Origin of the sequence: Planococcus sp. A6 (assembly GCF_028823615.1) — a bacterium.
In the GTDB taxonomy this organism is placed as follows: Bacteria; Bacillota; Bacilli; order Bacillales_A; family Planococcaceae; genus Planococcus.
Genome location: NZ_JAPEHT010000036.1, coordinates 1 through 21825, shown reverse-complemented (window position 1 = coordinate 21825; position 21825 = coordinate 1). Strand labels below are relative to the sequence as shown.

22 protein-coding genes, 1 pseudogene and 1 riboswitch are annotated in these 21825 nt (G+C 50.1%); of the genes and pseudogenes, 1 reads left to right on the top strand and 22 read right to left on the bottom strand.

What is annotated here, in order from left to right:
- Window positions 1-13: 13 nt before the first annotated feature.
- The 22 genes and pseudogenes from ON064_RS07410 to ON064_RS07305 form a co-directional block, all read right to left on the bottom strand.
- On the bottom strand, window positions 14-865 hold the full coding sequence (locus tag ON064_RS07410) for a 3-hydroxybutyryl-CoA dehydrogenase (protein ID WP_121298372.1): 852 nt from the start codon (window positions 863-865) through the stop codon (window positions 14-16).
- A 2-nt stretch (window positions 866-867) separates the two neighbouring features.
- On the bottom strand, window positions 868-2061 hold the full coding sequence (locus tag ON064_RS07405) for an acetyl-CoA C-acetyltransferase (RefSeq protein ID WP_274624263.1): 1194 nt from the start codon (window positions 2059-2061) through the stop codon (window positions 868-870).
- 321 nt (window positions 2062-2382) lie between these two features.
- Entirely contained in the window at window positions 2383-4524 is a 2142-nt protein-coding gene (locus ON064_RS07400) for a (Fe-S)-binding protein (protein WP_274624262.1), read from the bottom strand.
- A 307-nt stretch (window positions 4525-4831) separates the two neighbouring features.
- Window positions 4832-5506, bottom strand: a complete 675-nt coding sequence (locus ON064_RS07395) for an alpha-ribazole-5-phosphate synthase (RefSeq protein WP_274624261.1) — start codon at window positions 5504-5506, stop codon at window positions 4832-4834.
- Window positions 5506-5979, bottom strand: a complete 474-nt coding sequence (locus tag ON064_RS07390; protein WP_274624260.1) for an ECF transporter S component — start codon at window positions 5977-5979, stop codon at window positions 5506-5508. Before ON064_RS07390 ends, ON064_RS07395 begins: the two co-directional genes overlap by 1 nt.
- 2 nt (window positions 5980-5981) lie before the next feature.
- On the bottom strand, window positions 5982-6572 hold the full coding sequence (locus ON064_RS07385; protein WP_274624259.1) for a cob(I)yrinic acid a,c-diamide adenosyltransferase: 591 nt from the start codon (window positions 6570-6572) through the stop codon (window positions 5982-5984).
- A complete protein-coding gene (locus ON064_RS07380; protein WP_274624258.1) occupies window positions 6544-6963 on the bottom strand; it encodes a bifunctional adenosylcobinamide kinase/adenosylcobinamide-phosphate guanylyltransferase in 420 nt (139 codons plus the stop codon). Before ON064_RS07380 ends, ON064_RS07385 begins: the two co-directional genes overlap by 29 nt.
- Window positions 6915-7499, bottom strand: a complete 585-nt coding sequence (locus ON064_RS07375) for a histidine phosphatase family protein (RefSeq protein ID WP_274624257.1) — start codon at window positions 7497-7499, stop codon at window positions 6915-6917. Before ON064_RS07375 ends, ON064_RS07380 begins: the two co-directional genes overlap by 49 nt.
- Window positions 7472-8242: an adenosylcobinamide-GDP ribazoletransferase gene (cobS, locus tag ON064_RS07370; protein WP_274624256.1), complete on the bottom strand. Its 771-nt coding sequence runs from the start codon at window positions 8240-8242 to the stop codon at window positions 7472-7474. Before cobS ends, ON064_RS07375 begins: the two co-directional genes overlap by 28 nt.
- Before the next feature lie 11 nt (window positions 8243-8253).
- Window positions 8254-8802, bottom strand: a complete 549-nt coding sequence (locus ON064_RS07365) for a bifunctional adenosylcobinamide kinase/adenosylcobinamide-phosphate guanylyltransferase (RefSeq protein WP_274624255.1) — start codon at window positions 8800-8802, stop codon at window positions 8254-8256.
- Complete coding sequence (cobD, locus tag ON064_RS07360) at window positions 8784-9860, bottom strand: threonine-phosphate decarboxylase CobD (RefSeq protein ID WP_274624254.1); 1077 nt, start codon at window positions 9858-9860, stop codon at window positions 8784-8786. The genes ON064_RS07365 and cobD overlap by 19 nt, the downstream gene beginning before the upstream one ends.
- Entirely contained in the window at window positions 9847-10800 is a 954-nt protein-coding gene (cbiB, locus tag ON064_RS07355) for an adenosylcobinamide-phosphate synthase CbiB (RefSeq protein ID WP_274624253.1), read from the bottom strand. Before cbiB ends, cobD begins: the two co-directional genes overlap by 14 nt.
- A pseudogene (locus tag ON064_RS07350) lies at window positions 10797-12138 on the bottom strand (adenosylcobinamide amidohydrolase). Before ON064_RS07350 ends, cbiB begins: the two are co-directional and overlap by 4 nt.
- 84 nt (window positions 12139-12222) lie before the next feature.
- The gene (locus ON064_RS07345) at window positions 12223-13215 is read right to left on the bottom strand and encodes a FecCD family ABC transporter permease (RefSeq protein ID WP_058382923.1); all 993 of its coding nucleotides are present in this window, start codon (window positions 13213-13215) and stop codon (window positions 12223-12225) included.
- Window positions 13208-14185 (bottom strand): ABC transporter substrate-binding protein, encoded by a 978-nt coding sequence (locus tag ON064_RS07340; RefSeq protein ID WP_274624252.1) that lies wholly within the window; start codon window positions 14183-14185, stop codon window positions 13208-13210. Before ON064_RS07340 ends, ON064_RS07345 begins: the two co-directional genes overlap by 8 nt.
- Window positions 14186-14216: 31 nt before the next feature.
- Entirely contained in the window at window positions 14217-14450 is a 234-nt protein-coding gene (locus ON064_RS07335; RefSeq protein ID WP_274624251.1) for a hypothetical protein, read from the bottom strand.
- 88 nt (window positions 14451-14538) lie between these two features.
- Window positions 14539-14722: riboswitch (cobalamin riboswitch) on the bottom strand.
- 44 nt (window positions 14723-14766) lie between these two features.
- On the bottom strand, window positions 14767-16428 hold the full coding sequence (gene argS, locus ON064_RS07330; protein WP_216970573.1) for an arginine--tRNA ligase: 1662 nt from the start codon (window positions 16426-16428) through the stop codon (window positions 14767-14769).
- Window positions 16425-16835: a YwiB family protein gene (locus ON064_RS07325; RefSeq protein ID WP_121298403.1), complete on the bottom strand. Its 411-nt coding sequence runs from the start codon at window positions 16833-16835 to the stop codon at window positions 16425-16427. Before ON064_RS07325 ends, argS begins: the two co-directional genes overlap by 4 nt.
- 233 nt (window positions 16836-17068) lie before the next feature.
- Window positions 17069-18313, bottom strand: coding sequence for a cation:proton antiporter (locus ON064_RS07320; protein ID WP_216970574.1), 1245 nt, complete (start codon window positions 18311-18313; stop codon window positions 17069-17071).
- A 419-nt stretch (window positions 18314-18732) separates the two neighbouring features.
- Window positions 18733-19605: an agmatinase gene (speB, locus tag ON064_RS07315; protein ID WP_274624250.1), complete on the bottom strand. Its 873-nt coding sequence runs from the start codon at window positions 19603-19605 to the stop codon at window positions 18733-18735.
- Window position 19606: 1 nt separating this feature from the next.
- Window positions 19607-20440: a spermidine synthase gene (gene speE, locus ON064_RS07310; RefSeq protein WP_058382917.1), complete on the bottom strand. Its 834-nt coding sequence runs from the start codon at window positions 20438-20440 to the stop codon at window positions 19607-19609.
- A 428-nt stretch (window positions 20441-20868) separates the two neighbouring features.
- Entirely contained in the window at window positions 20869-21384 is a 516-nt protein-coding gene (locus ON064_RS07305) for a YwhD family protein (protein ID WP_058382916.1), read from the bottom strand.
- A gap of 64 nt (window positions 21385-21448) precedes the next feature.
- On the opposite strand from ON064_RS07305, the gene ON064_RS07300 reads away from it, so the two are divergent.
- Window positions 21449-21634, top strand: coding sequence for a 2-hydroxymuconate tautomerase (locus ON064_RS07300; protein WP_058382915.1), 186 nt, complete (start codon window positions 21449-21451; stop codon window positions 21632-21634).
- Window positions 21635-21825: the final 191 nt, after the last annotated feature.

Sequence of the window (21825 nt, the reverse complement as noted above, 5' to 3'; positions counted from 1 at the left end):
CTCCCCCTAGATCTTAGTTGTATTCGTAGAAACCGCGTCCGGTCTTTTTGCCGAGCCAGCCGGCTTTCACGTATTGGCGCAGGAGCGGGCTTGGACGGTATTTGCTGTCGCCGAAACCGTCGTGCAGCACTTCCATAATGTAAAGGCACGTATCCAGCCCGATGAAATCAGCCAATTGAAGAGGCCCCATCGGATGGTTCATGCCGAGCTTCATCACTTCGTCGATTGCTTCTTTTGTCGCGACGCCTTCTTGCAGCGTGAAGATCGCTTCATTGATCATCGGCATCAAAATGCGGTTTGAAACAAAACCAGGGAAGTCATTTACTTCAACTGGCGTTTTCGATAATTTCACCGTCATGTCTTCAACTGCCTGATATACTTCGTCCGTTGTTGCAAGGCCGCGAATGATTTCGACCAATTTCATCACCGGTACCGGGTTCATGAAGTGCATGCCGATGACTTGTTCCGGGCGGTTCGTTGCTGCTGCGATTTCAGTAATCGGTAGTGAAGATGTATTCGATGCAAGAATGGCATGCTTCGGTGCCACTTCGTCCAAAGTCTTGAAGATCGTCGATTTGATTTCCATGTTCTCGACAGCGGCTTCAATGACGATGTCGACATCGTGTGCATCTTTCAAATCCAATGAAGATTGGATGCGTCCAAGTACTTGCGACTTCTCGTCTTCTGTCATGCGGCCTTTTTCGACATTGCGCGACAAATTTTTCGAGATGCTCGCGATTCCGCGTTCGTATGCTTCTTGTTTCATATCGTTCAGTTTTACGTTAAATCCAGCTTGCGCGCAGACTTGCGCGATACCGGAGCCCATTTGGCCGGCTCCGATGACCATGACGTTTTGGATAGACATCTTTAGTTTTCCTCCTTCGGTACTTCGATCATCACTGCATCGCCTTGCCCGCCGCCTGAACAGATAGCGGCAATTCCGATGCCGCCTCCGCGGCGTTTCAATTCATAAGCGAGCGTCAAGATGATGCGCGCTCCGCTCGCCCCGATTGGATGGCCAAGTGCAACGGATCCTCCGTTGACATTGACTTTCTCTTCGTCGAGACCAGCAATTTTCGAGCTTGCCAGCGCAACCGCCGCAAATGCTTCATTGATTTCAAAAAGATCGATTTCTTCCAAAGTCTTGCCGGTTTTCTTCAATAATTCATTGATGACGAGCCCTGGCGTTTCAGGGAAACGGTGCGGTTCGACCGCGACTTCTGTGTGTCCTAGGACGTGAGCCAATACGGCTTTCCCATCTTTTTGGGCGCGTTCTTCGCTCATCAATACGAGTGCTGCCGCTCCGTCATTGATTCCTGGTGCATTCCCTGCCGTAATCGTGCCGTCTTTTCCGAATGCCGGGCGCAGTTTCGCCAACACTTCAGATGTTGTGCCTTCACGCGGCGCTTCATCTTGGTCGACTGTAATTGGATCGCCTTTACGTTGAGGCACTTCCATTGCCGTAATTTCTTGTGAAAAATGATCACGTGCTTTAATTGCGCGTTCATGTGAACGGGCTGACCATTCGTCTTGACGTTCACGTGTCAGCTCGAAGGTTTCTGCCGTTGAGTTGCCGTATGTGCCCATATGCACTTTGTCTGGATGGAATGAACATGACAAGCCGTCGTGGACCATGCCATCAATGACTTGAGAATCGCCCATGCGAAGGCCAAAGCGTGCTTTCGGCAAATAATAAGGCGCATTCGACATCGATTCCATGCCGCCTGCGACGATCAATTCTTCGTCTCCTAAGCGGATGATTTGGTCTGCTAGCGTGACAGAACGTAAACCGGATGCACATACTTTATTGATTGTTTCGGATTTGACGTTGTAAGGAATGCCCGCTTTATAAGCCGCTTGGCGGGAAGGGATTTGCCCTTGGCCTGCTTGCAGGACATTGCCCATGATGACTTCTTGAACATCTTCAGGTTTTACCTCTGAACGCTTCAGCGCTTCCTTGATCGCCGCTGCTCCTAGGTCGCTTGCTGTGAATGAACTGAGTGCCCCGCCAAATTTCCCGAATGCTGTGCGTGCTCCATCAATGATGACCGTTTTTGCCATTTACAATTCCTCCTCATATTTTGGAAACGTTTTCATAACGATAAAAATTTTTTCAGCCACAATCGGCTGGTTTTGCTTTTCTTGGTGTCTAGCAAATTCCAGCCAGGTTCTCGGGTCATAAGCCAACCCGGCTGTGTGGCAAATAGCGCCACTTCGCCGGTTCGTCTTATGCCTGTCGAACCTAATCGGCTGGTTTTGCTTTTCTTGGTTGACTGAACGCTCGCTCGACTTGATTACATAAGAAAAGGGAGTGTAGCACTCCCTTTCATTTTTTCTCTATGCTGTTATTCTACTCAATTTTCTGTCAGTTGGCAAATCTATTTATTGTACGATTTCCTCAACTGGTGGTGCGTCTTTTCCGAGAACAGCCATCTCAAGGAGTTCAGCGACATCGTATGTGCCGACTTGCTCTTCGACTTCTTTCGCTTTCGTTCCATCTGACAGCATCGTTAAGCAGTACGGGCATCCGGAAGAAATCATCGTCGGGCTCACTTCAAGCGCCTGCTCAGTGCGGGCAACGTTGACGCGGTGTCCGGCGTCTTCTTCCATCCACATGAGTCCGCCGCCGGCTCCACAGCACATGCCGTCTTGGCGATTACGTTTCATTTCCACGAGCTCGACGCCTTCAATCGCTTTCAGGATTTCACGCGGCGCATCGTATACATCGTTGTAACGGCCGAGGTAGCAGGAATCATGGAAAGTGATTTTCTCGTTCACTGCATGCTGCGGCTTCAACTTGCCTTGCTGGACAAGGTCAAAGAGCATTTCTGTATGGTGATAGACTTCTGCTTCAAAGCCGAAATCAGGATATTCGTTTTTGAAAATATTATAAGCATGCGGATCGATCGTGACGATCTTAGTGACACCCGCTTTTTCAAACTCCTTGATATTGGCGGTCGCAAGTTCCTGGAACAAGAATTCATTCCCGAGGCGGCGCGGTGTATCGCCGGAGTTCTTTTCTTTATTGCCGAGAATCGCGAATTTGATGCCTGCTTCATTCATCAAGCGTGCAAAGGAAAGCGCGATTTTCTGTGAACGGTTGTCGAATGAGCCCATCGAACCGACCCAGAACAAGTATTCAAACTCTTCTCCAGCTTTGCTGACTTCTTTGACCGTTGGGATCGAGATATCTGGGCGAGCGTCTCTCCAGTTTTCTTTTTCCTTGCGGTTCAAGCCCCATGGATTGCCTTGTTTTTCAATGTTAGTCATGGCGCGTTGTGCATCTTTATCCATCTTGCCTTCCGTCATGACCAGGTAACGGCGAAGGTCGATGATTTTGTCGACGTGTTCGTTCATGACCGGGCATTGATCTTCACAGTTGCGGCATGTTGTACAAGCCCAGATTTCTTCTTCTGTGATGACATCGCCGATCAAGCTCGGGCTGTAAAGTTCATCGATTGAGATGCCTTCAGCACCTGCAGCCATCGCCAATTGGTTTCCTTGCGTATTGCTGAATGCCATCGCTGGCACCCACGGTTTTTTCTGGGTCATGACAGCACCCGTGTTCGTCAGGTTGTCACGGAGTTTTGTGATCAGGTCCATCGGCGACAGCATTTTGCCGGTTCCGGTAGCCGGACACATATTCGTGCAGCGTCCGCATTCTACGCATGCGTAGAAATCGATCATCTGTGCTTGCGTGAAATCGGTGATTTTACCGACGCCGAATGTTGGCATGGCATCTGGATCTTCTTCATTTTCTTCTTCCATATCCTCGAAATTAATTGGCTTCAAGCGGCCGACATGATCCAAACGGTGGAACCATGTGTTGACCGGTCCGAAGATCAAGTGTGCGTGCTTGGATTGCGGAACGTAGACCAAGAATGTCAATAAGAACAATAGATGCGCCCACCACATAACGTAGAAGATGGTCGCTGCAGCCGTTTCAGGAAGCCAAGCGAATGCCGCTCCGATGACGCTTGCGACAGGTTCTGTCCAAGCCCCTTCATGGCCGTGCCAGATCATGTTCATGCCGTTCCCGACAAGGACGGTGACCATTAAACCACCGATGAAAATCAGCACAAGGCCGGATTTCCAGCCGCGCTTCAGGCGAACCAGTTTTTCGATATAACGTCTATAGAATGCCCAGACGACAGCGACCAAGATCGTTAATGTAACGAATTCCTGGAATAGTGTAAATGCCGGATATAATGGGCCAAGCGGCAAATGTGAATCAGGCGACAAGCCTTTGATGATGAAATCGATGGCACTCGCTTGAACAAGCAGGAAGCCATAGAAGAACATCACGTGTATCGCACCGCTCTTTTTATCTTTCAATAATTTCTTCTGGCCAAACACGTTGACCATTACTTTGCGGACCCGTTCATTGAAGTTTTCTTCAAAATCTACTTTTTTGCCAAGCTTGATATAGTCATAGCGCGACTTCAGCAAGTAGATGAACAAGTAAACGGCGTAAGCGGTTACAAGTATAAATAAAACCCAGTTAGCGATGAGCAAAAACTCCATCGTGTAGTCCCCCCTTGTTGAATGTGTAAATCCCCAATTCTACTCCAAAGTTTACGTGAAGTGCGGCAGAATGTCGATACTATGTTCTAGTTTAAAAGTGAATGAGCATTCAGTCAATAGAAATCTATGGCCTTTCCGAAATATAATTTCCAATAACTGATATTCCACACGCCCTCACTGCATTCCTGCCTGTCAAAACAATTGAAGCAGCTATCATCCGGCTGCTTTTGCAACGATGGTCTTTATGACTCCATTCTCCAGCTGTTTTTTTCCAAAAAAAATAGCCGCTCGATAGGCGGCTCATGAGCTATTCAATTAATTCGCGAAAATGCTTTCCGAATAGGCGTTTTGCTCTCTCGGCTTTGCTTGTTTGGAGACCAACTAACAAGCAAGTCGCAGGACCGCCGGACGCTTCTTTGGCAATTCCTTGTGCTAGCGGCATCCTGCAGCCGAACAGCTTGTCAGCTTCCCGCTCAATCCCCCCTGATCCAATCGGCCAGATTCGCTCGATTTGATTGCAGTCGAATGCGTTCTTTACGATCCGCAAATCGGCGATCCGGTCGGGATGATTGATGACCGCTTCCCCAACAAGCGGCTCTCCGTAAATGAACCATTCGAGTTCATGCGGATCAGGGAGCATGCGAAGCTTTCGCCCGATGATCGTCACCGCCAGCGCCGATTGCAGCGTCTCGATATTGCTTTCTGTGCTTCCTGAAACCGGCGGAACCGGCATGTCGAGCTCGGAAAATAATTGCGTGATTCCTGAGACATAACGCGGCCAGTGCTCTTCACCACTGAAATTATGGAGCAGGATGGCAGTTGCTTCCCCTCCAGCCGCCCATTGTTCTGCCAATGCGACACGTGTCGCGAACTTCGCGGCGACTTCATCTGGGACGTTTACGATGTCGTGCGGCTTCTCTCCGATTGCGGCTGAGTTATCCGTCGTGATGACCAACCCATCGACCATCAATTCGTTGCGCATCAGGCCAATCTCCTTGCAGCTGCTGTAACAAGCGGGGCGACGAGTGCAGCAACTGCAGCATTAATCGATGCGGCCAGCAGCAATCCCGGGACGGAGGCATAGAAAAAAGCAGGAGATAATAGGAAATAAAATGGCACGGCCGCCAACACGCCGTTTCCGATAATGAATGCTATCCATTTCCACCAGGTCTTGCCGTTGCTATGCAGTTTCGCGAACAGCCAGACGACCGCAAACATCTCCAGCGCGATCAATAAATGAAACGGGCCGAGCGGCATGCCGGCGAATAAAGCCGATAATAAGTGACCTGCCGCGGCGACAAAACCGGCAAGCGGTGCGGCGAGAAAGAGTGCGGCAACGAGTGCCGGCATGGCATCAAGTGCAATCGACGCGATGCCGAGCGGAATTTTCACCATGCCGCCGATTGCGGACAAGCTGATAAAAATAGCGGCCAGGGCAATGGTCTGCGTCTTCATTGTCATTCCTCCCGCTTTTTCGAACGCCCACCGTCCTTGAAGACTTTGGCGCTGCGCACATATTCATTGTCCGCTACATCCATTCGCGAATTGGCAACGCGTGCTGCTGCAAAAAGATAATCCGACAAACGGTTCAAATAACGCTGGATGACCGCTGGGAATTCTTCGCCGGTTTTTGCTAGGCTTACAGTTTGGCGCTCCGCACGGCGTGTAATCGTGCGTGCGATATGCAAAGTCGCTGCAGCGGGCGTGCCTCCCGGAAGGATAAAACGCTCAAGAAGCGGCGGTTCGTCCATCAATACATCGATGCGGCGTTCCAGCTGTTCGACTGATTCCTCATTTGTCTTGTATTGCGGCGTGTTGCGGACATCCGCCAGATCGCCGCCGCAATCGAATAATTCATTTTGGATCGTCTGCAAATCTTCCAGAAGATCGGCGAACACATCGCGGTCAAGTTCTGTCATCGCTTTTCCGATAAATGAATTTACCTCATCGATCGTCCCATATGCTTCCACGCGCGGATCATCTTTGTCCGTCCGCCCCCCGATTAATCCTGTCTGCCCTTTATCCCCGGTTTTCGTGTAAATATTCATCTCGACCATCTCCTTTGATTGTTTGTGGTATACCGTACCAAATGCGTGTGATGTGCTCCGCGTTGCCGAATAAATACTGATAGCTCCTGCCCGTGACATCGCGCCATTCGCGTTCAAGCGGATCAAGCGGCACAATGCCGCGGCCGATGTCAGTCAAAATCCAGATGCGTTCGCCTGCGCTTTCCGCAAGTTCACGGATTGCCGCTATTATATCCTGGTCCGGTCGTTGCTGTTCCAGCTGCTTGCGGATCCATTGCTCCAATCCGGCAATTACTGCGGATTCACCCGGTGCCGGCAGTTCGCCTTCGAGCCAAACGCTTGAATCCAGCTCCAACTGTTCTTTTACATACTTGCGCTTGCCGTTAAAGGCTCCGCCGAATACGATATGCATGGATGGCCCTCCTTATACGCCGATTTGCTCGCCCATGTGACGGTATAACAATGCCCGTGTACTGCTTGCTGGGAAAAGAATGGCTGTCCATTTGCTTTGGACAGCAGGTAGCGAATCGGCCCGCCGTGAGTGACGAGCGTAAAGTCTCCTGTTTCGGAAAAAGTTTCTATTGACTGGTCAATCCGTTCCGCCAGTTGCTGGAAGCTTTCCCCGTTCGGGGGCTGCACTGCCTCAGGGTCATCAATCCACTTGCGGTAGCGTTCGTTAAATTGCAACTCGCTGTACGTACAATTTTCCCAATCCCCGAAATTCAGTTCCCGCAAATTTGGCACTGCCCGGTAACTGGCAGTCGGAAACAATAGCTGGGCCGTTTGCCGGCAACGCAGTAAATCGCTCCCCCACACGAGGTTGATAGTATGATTCACTTTTGCTTCGAACGGCAAAATCGGTTCATCGGTCCAGCCGATATATGCCCTCCGCAAATTCCCGGCGGTCGGCGCGTGGCGGATCAGACGAAGAACAAAAGCATTCCCCATAACAACAGCTCCATTCCTTCTGCGTATGCCCCGAGCAAATCGCCCGTGACACCGCCGAAATTCTTGTCGCACCATTTTTTATAAGCAAATGTCGCAGTGGGCACAACAACCAAAAAGGCCATCGCCACTATCCAGCCACAGAATATATATAAGATGGCAAGCATAAGCAGCGACCAAGCGAACATTGCTGACAATATCGTCTTGCGGTCGATCAAACGCTGAAAATAGGCAGCGAGCCCTTTTGTTTTCGCCGGCTTTGCAGTAACTGACAATATAGACAGGCCAACCCGGCTGATAATTGGTACAGCGGCAAGGGCGATCAGTGACACAGTCGGGATCAGTTCTGCAAGAACGATGATCTTACCGACAATCGCAAAAATCAGCACCATCGCCCCGAATGCGCCAATGCGTGGGTCTCCCATAATTTCCAGGCGCTTGTCCTTGTCCTGGTATGAAAAATAAGCATCGCCGGTATCTGCCAACCCATCCATGTGCAAGCCTCCGGTTATCGCCCACAATAATGAAGCCAGCAAAAACGCAATCATTAATGGACCCATATCGGTGTTTTCCTTCATTAGCCAGATCGCGACTGAAGCCATTGCGCCCATCATTAATCCGACCACAGGCAACAAACAGTACATTGCTGTCACTTGGGGTTTTTTCATCGGAATCTCTTTATGTACCGGAATGGATGAAAAGAATTGAAATGCGAGCAGCAAGCCCCCAAGCCTCCGATTCGCCATCCGCATCACCTTCACTTTCTTCGAATTGCAAGGCCGTTCTCCATTTCGATTGCCTGATCTGCACAGCTTGCGAGCCATTGGTGAATCTTTCCAAGCCACTCTTGATAAGTAGGGGCGACAAGCGGTTCATCCAGCACTTCATTGGAAACGACGGCAAAATAAACGGCTTTCGCCCGGATCAAATCGATAGTGTTTTTTAGCTCCTGCCATTTCTGCTCCATGCAGCCCGGCGTGTCTGAGCATAAACTGCCTTGCTCAAACCCTTCATACAGTTCATTTGCGAGCCAGGTCGTAACGCAATCCCACAACACCGCGTCATTTTGCCGTATGAGCGGCAATGCTTCGGACAATTGCTGAGGCTGTTCAATTGTCCACCAGCCGTCTTTTGCACGGTCTTTGCGGTGACGCGCAATGCGTTCAGCCATCTCCGGGTCACGCGCCATGCCACTGGCAATATATACAGTTCGTTCAGAGGGGGCGCTGCGCACAAGCATTTCAGCATAAGCGCTTTTTCCGCTGCGCACTCCCCCTGATATGAAAACTAGTTGTCCTGGAACCATTCCTGCATCTCCTTTCTCAACCGTTCCATTGCTGAGGCGCTTTTCATGCCGATGCGAAACCATCCGCCGTCCATTCCTTTAAATGAATAAGTATGGCGCAAGACGACCCCTGCTTCTAGCATGGCATGGAAAAACGGTTCTGAACGCTCCGGGTCGGGCAATTGAAAACAAAGAAAGTTTGCGGCTGACGGCACGAACGGACAGCCCATCATCTCCAGGCAAGCTTCCATCTTCGCGCGTTCACTGGCGGCCGCAGCAATCACCCGCTTTCGGTATGGCTCTTCGGAAAAACAGCGTGCACCGGCTGCAGCAGCTAAACCGTTGACATTCCAATGGGCCGCGGCACCTGCCAATTCACGGATGACACTGGGCTCGGCAATGACATAGCCAAGCCGAAGACCCGCAAGCGCATACATTTTGGTCATCGAACGGACGATGATGACATGCGGATACCGTTTCAGCAGCGGAATGAACGATGCGTGTTCTCCGATAAAATCAATAAACGCTTCATCGATTACCAGCTCACACTTTCCTTTGCACAACGTTGCGATTTCTTCGAGTTCCGCCAAATCCATCAAGCGTCCGGTCGGATTATGCGGATTGCATACATACAATGCATCGCAATTTCCCACCTGTTCTTTTAGGTCCTTCAGTTGCAATTGCCAAACATTTGCTGGCTTTAAATCAATTTCCAATATATGGACTTTCTCAGATTCCAAAGTGCTCCGGTATTCAGAAAACGCCGGTTCCACCAGCATCACCCGTTTGCCTCGGTAACGCTTTGCAAGCCAGTTAAAGATTTCTGCAGCACCATTTCCGGCAGCGACCTGCTCTTTTCCGACGCCGTGGTATTCGGCCGCCGCTGAACGGAAAGGTTCCGCTTCCGGGTCTGGGTACGAAGACAGCAAATCGTAAAAATCTCCCCATTGCTCTTTTAAAAAAACGGGCGGTCCGAACGGATGGACGTTTTCACTGAAATCGATCACTTCCGAAGGTTGCTTGTGCCCCGATTGTTCGTAGAGGCGATGCGGATTGGCTCCGTGTTCAGGCAATTTCAAGCAGGATTCCCCCTATTGCAATCAGTGCGAAAAAACTGATTGCGGCAATATTCATTTGGTTCACTGCACTTTTAATATGTGTTGCTTCGAGTTTGAACAATGGTTCGCCCATTTTAGCGCGGATTGACCGGACGCCACCATAGGAGTTCACGCCTCCAAGTTCGATGCCTAACTGCACGGCCGTTGCCGCTTCCAGCCAGCCGCTGTTCGGGCTCGGATGTTTCCTGGCATCGCGCAACCAGATCGACAGGCGCTGTTTCAACAGAATACCGCTTTCATTTCGGGTGAATAACACGATCAACAAGCCCGTCACACGGCTCGGCACGTAATTCAACACATCGTCTAATTTTGCGGAAGCAAAACCGAAATCACGGAATTCTTCATTTTTATAGCCGACCATCGAATCGCACGTATTGACCGCTTTGTACATCCATAACCCAGGCGCGCCGAACAATAGCGCCCAAAACATCGGAGCAGTAATGCCATCGCTTGTGTTTTCGGAAACCGTTTCGACGACGCCGCGGGTAATCTCGCTTTCTCCCAAAGTTTCTGTGTCGCGCCCGACAATCCACGACAGCTTTTTTCGGGCAAGCGCAAAATCACCTTGGACGAGCGGTGTGTAAACATCTTCCGCTGCCTGTTTCAAGCTTTTTTGCGACAAGCCGGAAGCGATCAACAGCGCTTCTACTAAAACCCCGATCGCTGGATGCAGCGAATAAGCAACCGCAACGACAGCAATCGTAGCTGTTGCGACAATCGCCAATACAATCAAAAGCATGACAAAGCCGTTGCGAAAAGCATGCTGTGGAACATTCAGGCGTATTTTCAATCCATTGATCAAGGTGCCGATCCAGCGAACAGGATGAGGCCACTCGGGCGGATCCCCGATTATGCGGTCGAGCAATAGGCCGATGCCAATGGCCAACACATGGTGGATCATGCTTTTTTCGCCTCGCGGTAAAGGTGGATCGCTTCAACTGTACATTCGAAGACACCCGTGCCGATGATTTTCCCTACTTCAGTAATCGGCCCTGCATACGGCAGCGCTTCTCCTTGCTGCGTAGCGGCGACCAGGCAACTATCGGTTGAGGTGCCCGTCGCGATTGTCCCAGTCAAGGGATCGATGACTTCTTCATGCTGCAAGGCTTTCGTTTTGGCTTCCGTCGCTGTGATCATCGCTTGGATAAAAGCTTCATCCGACAGAATGCCGTTGACCATGATCCACGTATTGATGGTGCCGACGCGCTGTTCACGCGCTACCGCGCACCGCCACGACGATGCTGCCGAAATCCCCCGCGTATTCACGTACAATTGCATGCTCTGTGCGGACAGCGGTCATCATCGCTACGGTATCCGTCGCTTTCAATCCGCTGTCTTCGATATAATCGACCATTTCCTCAAAACTATTGTCGATATTATAACTGGCATCGACGCGTCGATTGAGGAAATTGCGGAACCAGCCTGAACCCGCGTTGACGACGGCAGACGAAACGGTCTTCAGTGGAAGCTGGCTTTGGTAGGCGACAAATTCCGGAGTCACGAGAAAATCTTCGGCTCTCACTCGCTGTCCCGCCAGCTTTCTGCGCACGCCAGGCAATAAGGTGATTTGCGGCTTCGGCAGCTCCGGATGGGGGTGGTTGCTGACACGCGTCTGGTAGACAGATTCGACATCATGCGTCCTGACAACTTCGTGAGGCTCGCCTTTTCGGACAATGCTTCCTTCGTCCATCAATAGAAGTTCATCGCAATACATGGAAGCCAAATTGATGTCATGGAAGATGGAGATAACCGTCAATTCTTTTTCGATCGCCTGTTTTTTGATGGTATCCAACAATTCTTTCTGGTGGTTGATATCGAGATGGTTGGTCGGCTCGTCAAGGAGCAAGACCGCCGCGTTTTGCGCCAAGGCTTGCGCTACGAAAACGCGCTGCTGTTCGCCTCCGGACATCTCTTCAAGTAATGTTGATTCATAGTGGCTGATGTCCATAAGCTTCATCGCTTCCTGGACTGCCGCTTCATCTTCTTCGGACCAAGACGAAAACCAGCCGCTTTGATGCGGATACCTGCCTAGAGAAACCGTTTCACGGACAGTGTGTGAAAAAGCATGTGCGTGTAGCTGCGGCAAGACCGCCATCTTACGGGCCAGTTCCTTGGCTGGGAAATCGCCAACCGGCTTGCCGTCGATCCGGACAACGCCGGCTGTCGGCTCCAAGACGCCGCTGATCAATTTCATCAAGGTAGATTTGCCGCTGCCATTCGGCCCGAGTATCCCGAGCATGCGGCCTTTTTCGACACCGAATGAGATGCGGTCAACGATTTTCTTATCGCCATAGCCGCCTGACAACTTTTCAATTTGCAACATTTAAAGCCCTCCTCTGCGCTGGCGGAAAAAGATGAATGCAAAGACCGGCGCCCCGATAAACGCAGTGATTACGCCAATCGGCAATTCGGTCGGTGAAATGATTGTCCGCGCCACCAGGTCGCAAACGATCAAAAGTGCGGCCCCATTGATGAATGATAACGGCAAGACATGGCGATGGTCAGAGCCCCATACGAGGCGTGTGATGTGTGGAACGACCAAGCCGACAAAGCCGATGGTCCCGGAAACGGCAACTGCTGATCCCGTCAGGACCGATCCACCGATCAAAATCGCCATCTTGCTCTTCTTGACGTCCACACCCAAATGTTGTGCACGTTCTTCCCCGAACAGCATCGCGTTTAATTCCCGGCGGTAAAGCCATAAGACGAATGAACCGACAAGCACAAACGGCAGCGCCATCTGGACATAGGGCCAGCCGCGCATCGACACGCTGCCAAGCAGCCAGCCGATGATCTGCCGCAGTTCTTCACCGGTCAACGCAATCATCAAGGACATGATCGACCCCAGGAATGAACTGAAGATGATGCCGGTCAAAATAACTGTTTCCATCTTCATCGACCGATCGACAAGCCGTGCAAAGCCCATGACGGCGAGCATCGTGATCAATGCGCCGATCATGCTGATGACCGGCAAGGTGAACAGGCCGAGAAACGGAATGGAGATGCCGAAAAAAAGCGTCATCACGGCACCGACAGCGGCACCGGACGACACTCCCAAAGTATATGGATCAGCGAGCGGGTTTTTCAGCAAGCCTTGAAAAGCTGCGCCCGCAATCGCAAGTGCCGCACCGACTAGTCCCGCAAGCACCACACGCGGCATGCGGATATTCCATAAAATATTCGCAGCTGCTTCGTCCGATGAAGGATTCCAGATAACCGCCGGTGAAATTGGCACCGTCCCGACCGTCACTCCGAGCACTACTGCCCCGCCCAATAAAATCAGGGAGACTACATAGGCGAGTGCAGATTTACTCACTGAAGGTCTCCGGATAAATCACTTCTGCCAAAGTCATCAAGCCTTCCGTCAAACGCGGGCCTGGACGCGTGACAGTATCAGGGTTCAATTCATAAATGGCATCTTCTTGCACGGCCGTCACATCTGCATAACCGCTGCGCTCTTTGATCAATTCAGCAGCATTTTCGATATAACCGCCTTCTGTCGTGATGATGATTTCAGGGTTTGCCGCAACGACTGCTTCCGGATCCATGCTAATCCAGCCTTCTTGATCACCCGCGACATTTTCAGCTTGGATCATCGTCAACATTTCGTGGATGAAGGTACCTGTCCCAGCTGTATAAAGTTCCGGTTCGCTGCCGATCTCCACGAAGACCGATTTGGATTCGTCAACACCAGCCGCCAGTTCTTCAACTTCCGCGACTTGCGCTTCCATTTCCTCAATTAACCCATCTGCTGCTTCTACTGCGCCTGACACTTGGCCGATAACGGAAATCGTTTCGTATACTTCATCAAATGTTTCTGCGTTTTCTACCACAAAGACATTCACCCCAGCATCACGCAGCTGTTGATATCCCTCTGTTCCCATGCCGAGTCCTGATTCATGCGCTAATACAACGTCCGGCTGCAGGCTAATGATTTTCTCCACATTGAATTCCTGGCCGCCGATCTTTTCAAGATCTGCTACTTCTTCGGGATAATTGTCAAAATCCGAAACGCCGACCATTTTTTCGCCCAACCCGAGTTCATAAGCGATTTCCGTATTGGAAGGAATCATCGAAACGAATGACTCCGGTTCTTCTTCGATGACCACTTCATCGCCCATTGCATCGACTAAGGTGACCGGAAATTCCGCTTCCGCTACTTCCGATGGTGGTTCAGCCGGTGTTTCTACATCTTGATCTTCGACAGGTGCTGCCCCGTCGCCGCATCCAGCCAGTACCATAGCGGCCATTCCTGCTGCCGCTCCGAATTTCCATGTATTTTTCATCTTTTTTCCTCCTGTTGTTTTCGTATTTCCCCTACCAAGCGCTCGCTCGGGTCATAAGCCACTCTGGCTGTGCGGCAAAGGGCGCCGCTTCGCCAGATCGTCTTATTCCTATCGGAGCTAAACGGGCACTTCCGCTTTTCTTCTTGTCCAGTTGCAGCGGCCTGCCTCTCGGGTCGTAAGCCGACTGCCCTGTGCGGCTGAAAAACGCCGCTTCGGGCATCCGGCTTACGCCTGTCGAGGCATAACGGCCGCTTCCACATTTCATTAAAAAAAGTCCCCTGCAGTGAAACTGCGGGGGACTAACAGGACGGTTCGCAAAAACAAGCGCGTCCGGCCTGTCCTCGCAAGCTTTCGGTTCGGTGTTCATGAAGGCAGGTCTCCTGGCTTGTGATCATCGCTCGCTGCGCCTTCCCGGGATTTCCCAGTGGCTTGTTGCAGTTCGCTCTCACATACAGTGGCGGGACCGCGCCGGAATCGCACCGGCTTCCCTTTTAACTCATGTTCTTAGACATAAGCACCTTCATGATTGCTATTCAGTTGATTTGATGACTCCATTATACACCGAAAGTTCTAATTGTCTTCTACATTTTTTCAGGAGCTTGGACACCGACTGTCTTCAAAGCGTTTGCGAGTGTCGTCTTAACGCCTTCGATCAAGGCAAGGCGCGCACGCGTCAATTCTTCATTGCTGGCATCCAATACTTTGTTGGCGTTATAGAAACTGTGGAAGTTCGACGCCAATTCGTGGATATACGTCGTGACGCGGTGAGGCGCACGAAGTTTTGCAGCATCTGCGATGACTTGCGGGAAATCACCGATTTTCTTCAATACTTCGATTTCCTTTTCGTCCGTCAACAGCTCCAGATGCTCAGTCGAAGCGGTAAAGTTCTGTTCCGCTGCCTGGCGCAAGATCGAGCAGATGCGCGCATGTGCATACTGGGAGTAATAAACCGGGTTTTCGTTTGATTGGGAAACGGCCAAATCCAAGTCGAAATCCATATGCGAATCGCCAGAACGCATCGCAAAGAAATAACGGACCGCGTCTAGTCCGACTAATTCGACCAATTCGCGCATCGTAACGGCTTTGCCGGTACGTTTGCTCATCTTCATCTTTTCTCCGTCTTTATACAATTGCACCATTTGAATGATGCTTACTTCAAGCGTATCGCGGTCGTAGCCGAGCGCTTCGATTGCTGCTTTCATACGCGGGATGTAGCCGTGGTGGTCAGCTCCCCAAATATTGATGAGCTTGTCGAAGCCGCGTTGGATTTTGTCTTCATGGTAAGCGATATCCGGCGTCAAATACGTGTACGTGCCATCATTTTTGATAAGCACGCGGTCTTTGTCGTCGCCGAATGTCGTCGAGCGGAACCAAGTCGCGCCATCTTCTTCGTAGATATGGCCATTGTCGCGCAGTTTTTTCAATGCTGCGTCGATCTTGCCGTTTTCGTAAAGGGATGTTTCCGAATACCACACGTCGAAATGGACGCGGAAATCGGCCAAGTCTTTTTGCAGTTTCGCAAGTTCCACTTTCAAACCGTGTTCACGGAATGCTTTATAGCGTTCTTGTTCTGTCATATGAAGGAATTTATCGCCGTGTTCTTCAACGAGTGCCGCAGCAATATCGATGATGTCCTGTCCGCGGTAGCCATCTTCAGGCATGCTTTCACCTTTGCCAAGCGCTTCGAAATAACGCCCTTCGATCGACAAGGCCAAATTATTGATCTGGTTGCCCGCATCGTTGATGTAATACTCACGGGACACGTCATAGCCTGCAAGGTCCAGAATATTGCACATCGAATCGCCGACAGAAGAACCACGGGCATGGCCCAAGTGAAGATCACCTGTTGGGTTCGCAGAGACGAATTCGACTTGAATGCGCTGGCTGTTGCCCGAATTCGAGCGGCCGTATTCCTCGCCTTGCTCCAGTACGGTTTTGATCACATCGTTCAGGTAATCTTTCTGGATGACAATGTTGATGAATCCTGGGCCAGCGATCTCGACTTTTTCGATTTTCGCCGACTGTGTATCCAAGTTTTCCACAATGGCTTCTGCGATTGCGCGCGGTGGCTTTTTCGCAAGTTTCGTCAATTGCATCGCCACGTTGGTCGCATAATCTCCGTTCGCTTTATCTCTCGGTGATTCCAATTGGACCTGGACCGGTTCTTCTGTAAGACCCGCTTTTTGGACCGCTTCGGCAATCGCCTGTTTAATGTTTTGCTGCACTTGTTCTACTGCGTTCATTTGGTTCCCTCCGTAAACTGTATTTCCATTTCGTATTCGCCGGCAAAATCGTTTCCGAGCGCTAGATCATAGCGCACTTTGAAACGGGTTTCCGTCATGATGAGTTCATGCGCTTTGGTCGTCAGCATGAACGATTCTTCCCCGTGGCGCAAATTGCCGGTCTGCTCTTTATCCAGCAGGAATGGCAAGCGCATCTGCAAGCCTCCGCTGCGCATCACAACGGCATCCGTTTCGCCGAGTTTGACCGTTGTCCGGATATCGAGCTCGTCTTGCCGCTCATCATATTGCAGATAGCGACGACCATTTTTCTCGGTCAGGACACCTTCTGAACGCAGCTCCATCACTTGATCTTCGGCACCCGGCTGGCGGATGATCGTCGTTAATTTGATTTTCACCGATTTTTTCATATGCATCCGCCTCTCCGTTTGTTCATAACCGTTTCATTATAGCCCGAATTGACGGGTGTTTTCAATTAAGTTTCAATTTCGACATTATGTGAAATAACCAACAGCCGGACTACTCTTCTTAGCTCCTGAAGATTGCTGCAAAATCCAAAATATTTTTATCCGATACCTTCAACTGATAAAGCTCTATTTACTTGCATAAAAAAAGCTAGCTTGAATTTCTCAAGCCAGCCCGCTTAATGTGCGTCTTCTCCAGAAACCTTTTCTTTTAGTCCCAATTTGCCAATCAAGGGCTTGATCGTCAACCCCTGGACAATTAAGGAGAATAGCACGACAGAAAAAGTTAACAGCAAAATGGTCTCCCTTCCTTCGAAACTAGACGGGAGACTGAGAGCCAAGGCAATTGATAGACTGCCCTTCAATCCACCCCAGTTCAGCAAAATCCGTTCTTTCCTGTTCAGGCTCTTCGCCGGCATTGTGCTGATAAACAGTGCAATGATTCTTGCGATAATGACGATAGCAATTGCTAATGCAATAATGCCCCATTGCCCCATGAAATCGATATTGCGGATCTCCAACCCGACAATCAGGAAGATAAGCGAATTGGCAATCAAAGTGATGACATCCCAAAAGGAATTGATGTTGCGTTCGGTCGTTTCCGACATCCCAATTCTTCCGCCATAATCACCAAAGACAAATCCACCTGCCACTACGGCGATAACACCCGACACATGGAGCTGCTCCGCAATAAAATAACTGCCGAAAAACAACAATGCGGAGACCGCAATTTCAAACGGATAGTCGTCATAAAAGCGGATCACCTGGGAAAAAATGAATCCGAGAATCAGGCCCACCAATACACCACCCACCGCAAATCTTAAAAACATCCACACGCCGCTTCCTACACCTGCCCACCCCATTTCTATGTACGTCAGCAAGTAAATAGAGGAAATCTGGAAAAGGACGATGGCGATTCCGTCATTGAATAAAGATTCACCTTCCATGATGGTCGACAGCTTCTGCGAAACCCCAGCCGATTTGAAGATTGACAGGACGCTGATTGGATCTGTCGCACTCATCAATGCCGCAAAGGTAAATGCGACGGCAATGGGCAGCCCCAGTAGGTAATGCGCCGAGAAACCAATCAGTACAAACGATAGAAATGTTCCACCAAGCGCCATTCCAAGGACTGTGTTCTTCTGTTGATACAAGTGATGAAAAGGAAGCTTGAGCGTCGCGTCCCCCAAGAGAATCGGCAAAAATAAGGAAATGATAATGACTTGGAACACTTCAGACTGCGTAATGAACGCTTCTGCATGGTCAATCAAGGGAAACGGGAGATTGCTGACCCCAAGTAACAAGCCGACTAAGACCAGTGCAATCGTGTCAGGTTGGCCTAGTTTTCTCGCTACCCCGACCACCGCAATTGCAATCGCCAGGAGAATCAATATTTGTATGAAGACTTCATTAAAATCATGCATGGAGCAGCATCCCCCTTTTATTTCTTTTCTTACCCATTTCTCTAAAACTGATTGCGTAAACATCTATCTCGAGAAAAAGGCCCCTCACGCTTCACAATTAATAGAAAAAGCGAAACAGCCGGCCTGTTGGATGCCAGACCGGCTGTTTCGCTTTTATGTTTAGCTATATGGCAAAGAGCGCCGCTTCGCCAGACCGTCTTATGCCCGTCGAGGGCTCACAGGATGTGAGTCAGCTAAGCGTTGCGACAGGACGTCGCGCACTTAGCTTAGCCTCCATTCTGGCGCTTGCGCTTTTCTTATTGTCTAGCTCCAGCGCCCAGATTCTCGGGGTCATAAGCCATTCTGGCTATGCGGCAGAAAGCGCCGCTTCGCCAGACCGTCTTATGCCCGTCGAATCTACATGGGCGCTTCCGCTTTTCTTATTTAACCCACCCAAGGATCATTTCGCGGATGAGTTTGCTTGCGGTGTTGGCGGTTTGGTCGGAATGGTCATAGACTGGTGCCAGTTCGACCAAATCGAAGCCGACGACGTTGACGCCGGATGCTGCGATCGCATGGATGGACGCAAGCAATTCACGCGATGTGATGCCGCCAGCATCGACTGTTCCCGTTCCAGGAGCGTGTGCTGGGTCGAGCACGTCCATGTCGATCGTGATATAGACCGGGCGGCCGTCGAGTGTGGGCAATACTTGTTTCAACGGTTCGAGCACTTCGAATTTGTACAAATGCATGCCTTGCTCTTTCGCCCATTCGAATTCTTCTTTCATTCCTGAACGAATGCCGAACGAGTAGACATTTTTCGGGCCGATGTGATCCGCGATTTTGCGGATCGGCGTTGAATGCGAATATTCTTCGCCTTCGTAGTTTTCACGCAGGTCGGTATGCGCATCGAAATGGATGATGGCAAGGTCGTCGTATTGGCTCGCGACTGCTTTCATGACCGGCAGCGACACCAAATGCTCGCCGCCCATGCCCATTGGGATTTTGCCGTCAGCCAAAAGCGTGTGCACATATGTTTCGATTTCGAGAAGGGATTTTTCCGGATTGCCGAACGGCAACGAGATGTCCCCTGCATCGAAGAATTTTACGTCTTCAAGTTCGCGGTCAAGGTATGGGCTGTATTCTTCCAACCCAATCGAGACTTCGCGGATTTTATTCGGGCCAAAACGCGAGCCCGGGCGATAGCTGACAGTCCAGTCCATCGGCATGCCATAAAGGACTGCTTTCGACTCTTCATAATTCGGATGGCTTTTAATGAACACTTTTCCTGAATAAGTTTCGTCAAAGCGCATCTTATTCACCCGTCAAATCTTTCACAAATTTCGGCAAAACGAATGCCGCGTTGTGCAATTCCGGCGTGTAATATTTTGTTTCGATGTCGTGGAACCGTTCAGCCGGCACTTCCAGCGGGTTGTATTTTTTCGAGCCGATCGTGAACGACCACAAGCCGCTTGGGTATGTTGGGATGTTCGCAAGATAAAGTTTCGTAATCGGGAAGATCTCTCTGACGTCGCTTTGGACTTGTTTGATCAAGTCCGGCGTGAACCACGGGTTGTCCGATTGTGCCACGAAGATGCCGTCTTCCTTCAAGGCTTTCGAGATGCCAGCGTAGAAGCCTTTCGAGAACAAATTCACTGCCGGCCCGACCGGTTCAGTCGAATCGACCATGATGACGTCGAATTCGTTTTCCGACTCTGCGATGTGCATGAAGCCGTCGCCGACGATTACTTCAACGCGTGCATCTTCCAAACCGGATGCGATCGATGGCAAGAATTTCTTCGAGTACTCGATGACTTTTCCGTCGATATCGACAAGCGTCGCTTTCTTGACAGAAGGGTGTTTCAGGATTTCACGGATGACGCCGCCGTCTCCGCCTCCAACAACTAATACGTTCTCCGGGTTCGGGTGCGTGAACAACGGGACGTGCGCCACCATTTCGTGATAGACGAACTCGTCTTTTTCAGAAGTCATAACCATGCCGTCCAAGAACAACATATTGCCCCATTCGGCTGTTTCAGCCATTTCTAAATATTGGAAATCCGTTTGTTCTGTATGAAGCGTTTTATTGATTTTCATTGTGATGCCGAAGTTTTCAGTTTGTTTTTCGGTATACCAGAATCCTGCCATGTATAATCAAACTCCTTTATTTATCAGATTGAAATCACTTTACAAAGTATAAGTGTTTTCCGCAAAAGTGCAATACTCTTTTCCGCCACTTTTCTTTACCCGATTTGGCGTGGACTATTCATGGCGAATGCGGACCTTACCTACTTAGAAGACTTAACCCGGATTCTGTTTTCATGCATGCAAAAAGGCTTTCTGCAAAGGGAATCGATTCCCTGCACAGAAAACCTTTTTGGCCTGATGGGCGCGGAGAAAGTGACATGAGGCATTGGGCTTGGGTTTGTCGCAATGGCTCATAGCACTTGCCCGCTATCAGGTGTCCTAGCTTTCTAGTTGAAAAGCTGTACTCTCAGTTTACTTTTTTTTCGGCTCAACTTCAACTGCCGGAAGAACCGAATTTCATCTTTCACATTTCGTTCAAAAATCCAGCCTTATTGTGACAAATCATTGTGCAATTGTTCCAGGCTGCGTTCCCACATTTCAGGGTTGTGGGTCTTCAAATACTCGGCGAGCACTTTTTTCGACGGTGCGTCCATATGGTCGACGATGATTTTCCGCTTCATCGACTTATCCATCAAATTGACGTGATCCGCCAAAATTTTATAGCCTCGCCGCTTCTCGCGGTTGACGACCATTTCACATGCGGTGACGCCGGCATAATAAGGGCCTGCCGGATTGAAGTCGATCGTGATCCACACGAGCCAATAATCTTTTCCGCCTGCGGAATCTTCGCGGTTGGTCGTGAATTTGATGCCGCGTTCCGTCTGGCTTCTCGCATGCATCGCGCCGATATCAAGCACCGCGTCTTGTTCTTCGACGTCGATGATGAGCGGTGACACGTTCTCAAGTGACAAGGAACCGATGCCGTAGCCTTTGTGCCCGTCTGTCGGATCGTCTTTTATAATAGTGAATCCCAATTTCTTTTTGGGCTTTTCTTCATTTGCCATTTGTACAATTCCTCCATTCTGATATGATAAGCCTAACATCCAATGAAAAGGAGCTGCATCCATTATGCCATACGTAACTGTAAAAATGCTCGAAGGCCGCACAGACGAGCAAAAACGCGCACTCGTCGAAAAGGTCACTGCCGCTGTATCCGAAACAATCGATGCCCCGCCAGAAAAGGTTTTTGTATTCCTCGAAGATTTGAAGAAAAGCGAATACGCGGTCAACGGCAAGCTGTTGAACGACGAGTAGGCAAAAACTCCCCGAGGGGAGTTTTTTTTATGCGCAAACGAATGAGCTCACTTCACGAAAGCTTCAATTGCTCGAGTTCGTCGAGAAAGCGATAGGCTTCTTCGATTTCAGTTTCGGTGAAGTTAAGTTTGCCTTTGACGCTATGTAATTTAGCGATCTGTTCGCCGCGCTCTAGATGGCCGAAGTATAAA

Excerpts from the sequence above, each read along its gene's own strand:
- ON064_RS07410 (WP_121298372.1), bottom strand. The coding sequence starts at position 865 with ATGTCTATCCAAAACGTCATGGTCATCGGAGCCGGCCAAATGGGCTCC.
- ON064_RS07405 (WP_274624263.1), bottom strand. The coding sequence starts at position 2,061 with ATGGCAAAAACGGTCATCATTGATGGAGCACGCACAGCATTCGGGAAA.
- ON064_RS07400 (WP_274624262.1), bottom strand. The coding sequence starts at position 4,524 with ATGGAGTTTTTGCTCATCGCTAACTGGGTTTTATTTATACTTGTAACC.
- ON064_RS07395 (WP_274624261.1), bottom strand. The coding sequence starts at position 5,506 with ATGCGCAACGAATTGATGGTCGATGGGTTGGTCATCACGACGGATAAC.
- ON064_RS07390 (WP_274624260.1), bottom strand. The coding sequence starts at position 5,979 with ATGAAGACGCAGACCATTGCCCTGGCCGCTATTTTTATCAGCTTGTCC.
- ON064_RS07385 (WP_274624259.1), bottom strand. The coding sequence starts at position 6,572 with ATGAATATTTACACGAAAACCGGGGATAAAGGGCAGACAGGATTAATC.
- ON064_RS07380 (WP_274624258.1), bottom strand. The coding sequence starts at position 6,963 with ATGCATATCGTATTCGGCGGAGCCTTTAACGGCAAGCGCAAGTATGTA.
- ON064_RS07375 (WP_274624257.1), bottom strand. The coding sequence starts at position 7,499 with ATGGGGAATGCTTTTGTTCTTCGTCTGATCCGCCACGCGCCGACCGCC.
- cobS (WP_274624256.1), bottom strand. The coding sequence starts at position 8,242 with ATGGCGAATCGGAGGCTTGGGGGCTTGCTGCTCGCATTTCAATTCTTT.
- ON064_RS07365 (WP_274624255.1), bottom strand. The coding sequence starts at position 8,802 with ATGGTTCCAGGACAACTAGTTTTCATATCAGGGGGAGTGCGCAGCGGA.
- cbiB (WP_274624253.1), bottom strand. The coding sequence starts at position 10,800 with ATGATCCACCATGTGTTGGCCATTGGCATCGGCCTATTGCTCGACCGC.
- ON064_RS07340 (WP_274624252.1), bottom strand. The coding sequence starts at position 14,185 with ATGAAAAATACATGGAAATTCGGAGCGGCAGCAGGAATGGCCGCTATG.
- ON064_RS07335 (WP_274624251.1), bottom strand. The coding sequence starts at position 14,450 with ATGAAATGTGGAAGCGGCCGTTATGCCTCGACAGGCGTAAGCCGGATG.
- argS (WP_216970573.1), bottom strand. The coding sequence starts at position 16,428 with ATGAACGCAGTAGAACAAGTGCAGCAAAACATTAAACAGGCGATTGCC.
- ON064_RS07325 (WP_121298403.1), bottom strand. The coding sequence starts at position 16,835 with ATGAAAAAATCGGTGAAAATCAAATTAACGACGATCATCCGCCAGCCG.
- ON064_RS07320 (WP_216970574.1), bottom strand. The coding sequence starts at position 18,313 with ATGCATGATTTTAATGAAGTCTTCATACAAATATTGATTCTCCTGGCG.
- speB (WP_274624250.1), bottom strand. The coding sequence starts at position 19,605 with ATGCGCTTTGACGAAACTTATTCAGGAAAAGTGTTCATTAAAAGCCAT.
- speE (WP_058382917.1), bottom strand. The coding sequence starts at position 20,440 with ATGGCAGGATTCTGGTATACCGAAAAACAAACTGAAAACTTCGGCATC.
- ON064_RS07305 (WP_058382916.1), bottom strand. The coding sequence starts at position 21,384 with ATGGCAAATGAAGAAAAGCCCAAAAAGAAATTGGGATTCACTATTATA.
- ON064_RS07300 (WP_058382915.1), top strand. The coding sequence starts at position 21,449 with ATGCCATACGTAACTGTAAAAATGCTCGAAGGCCGCACAGACGAGCAA.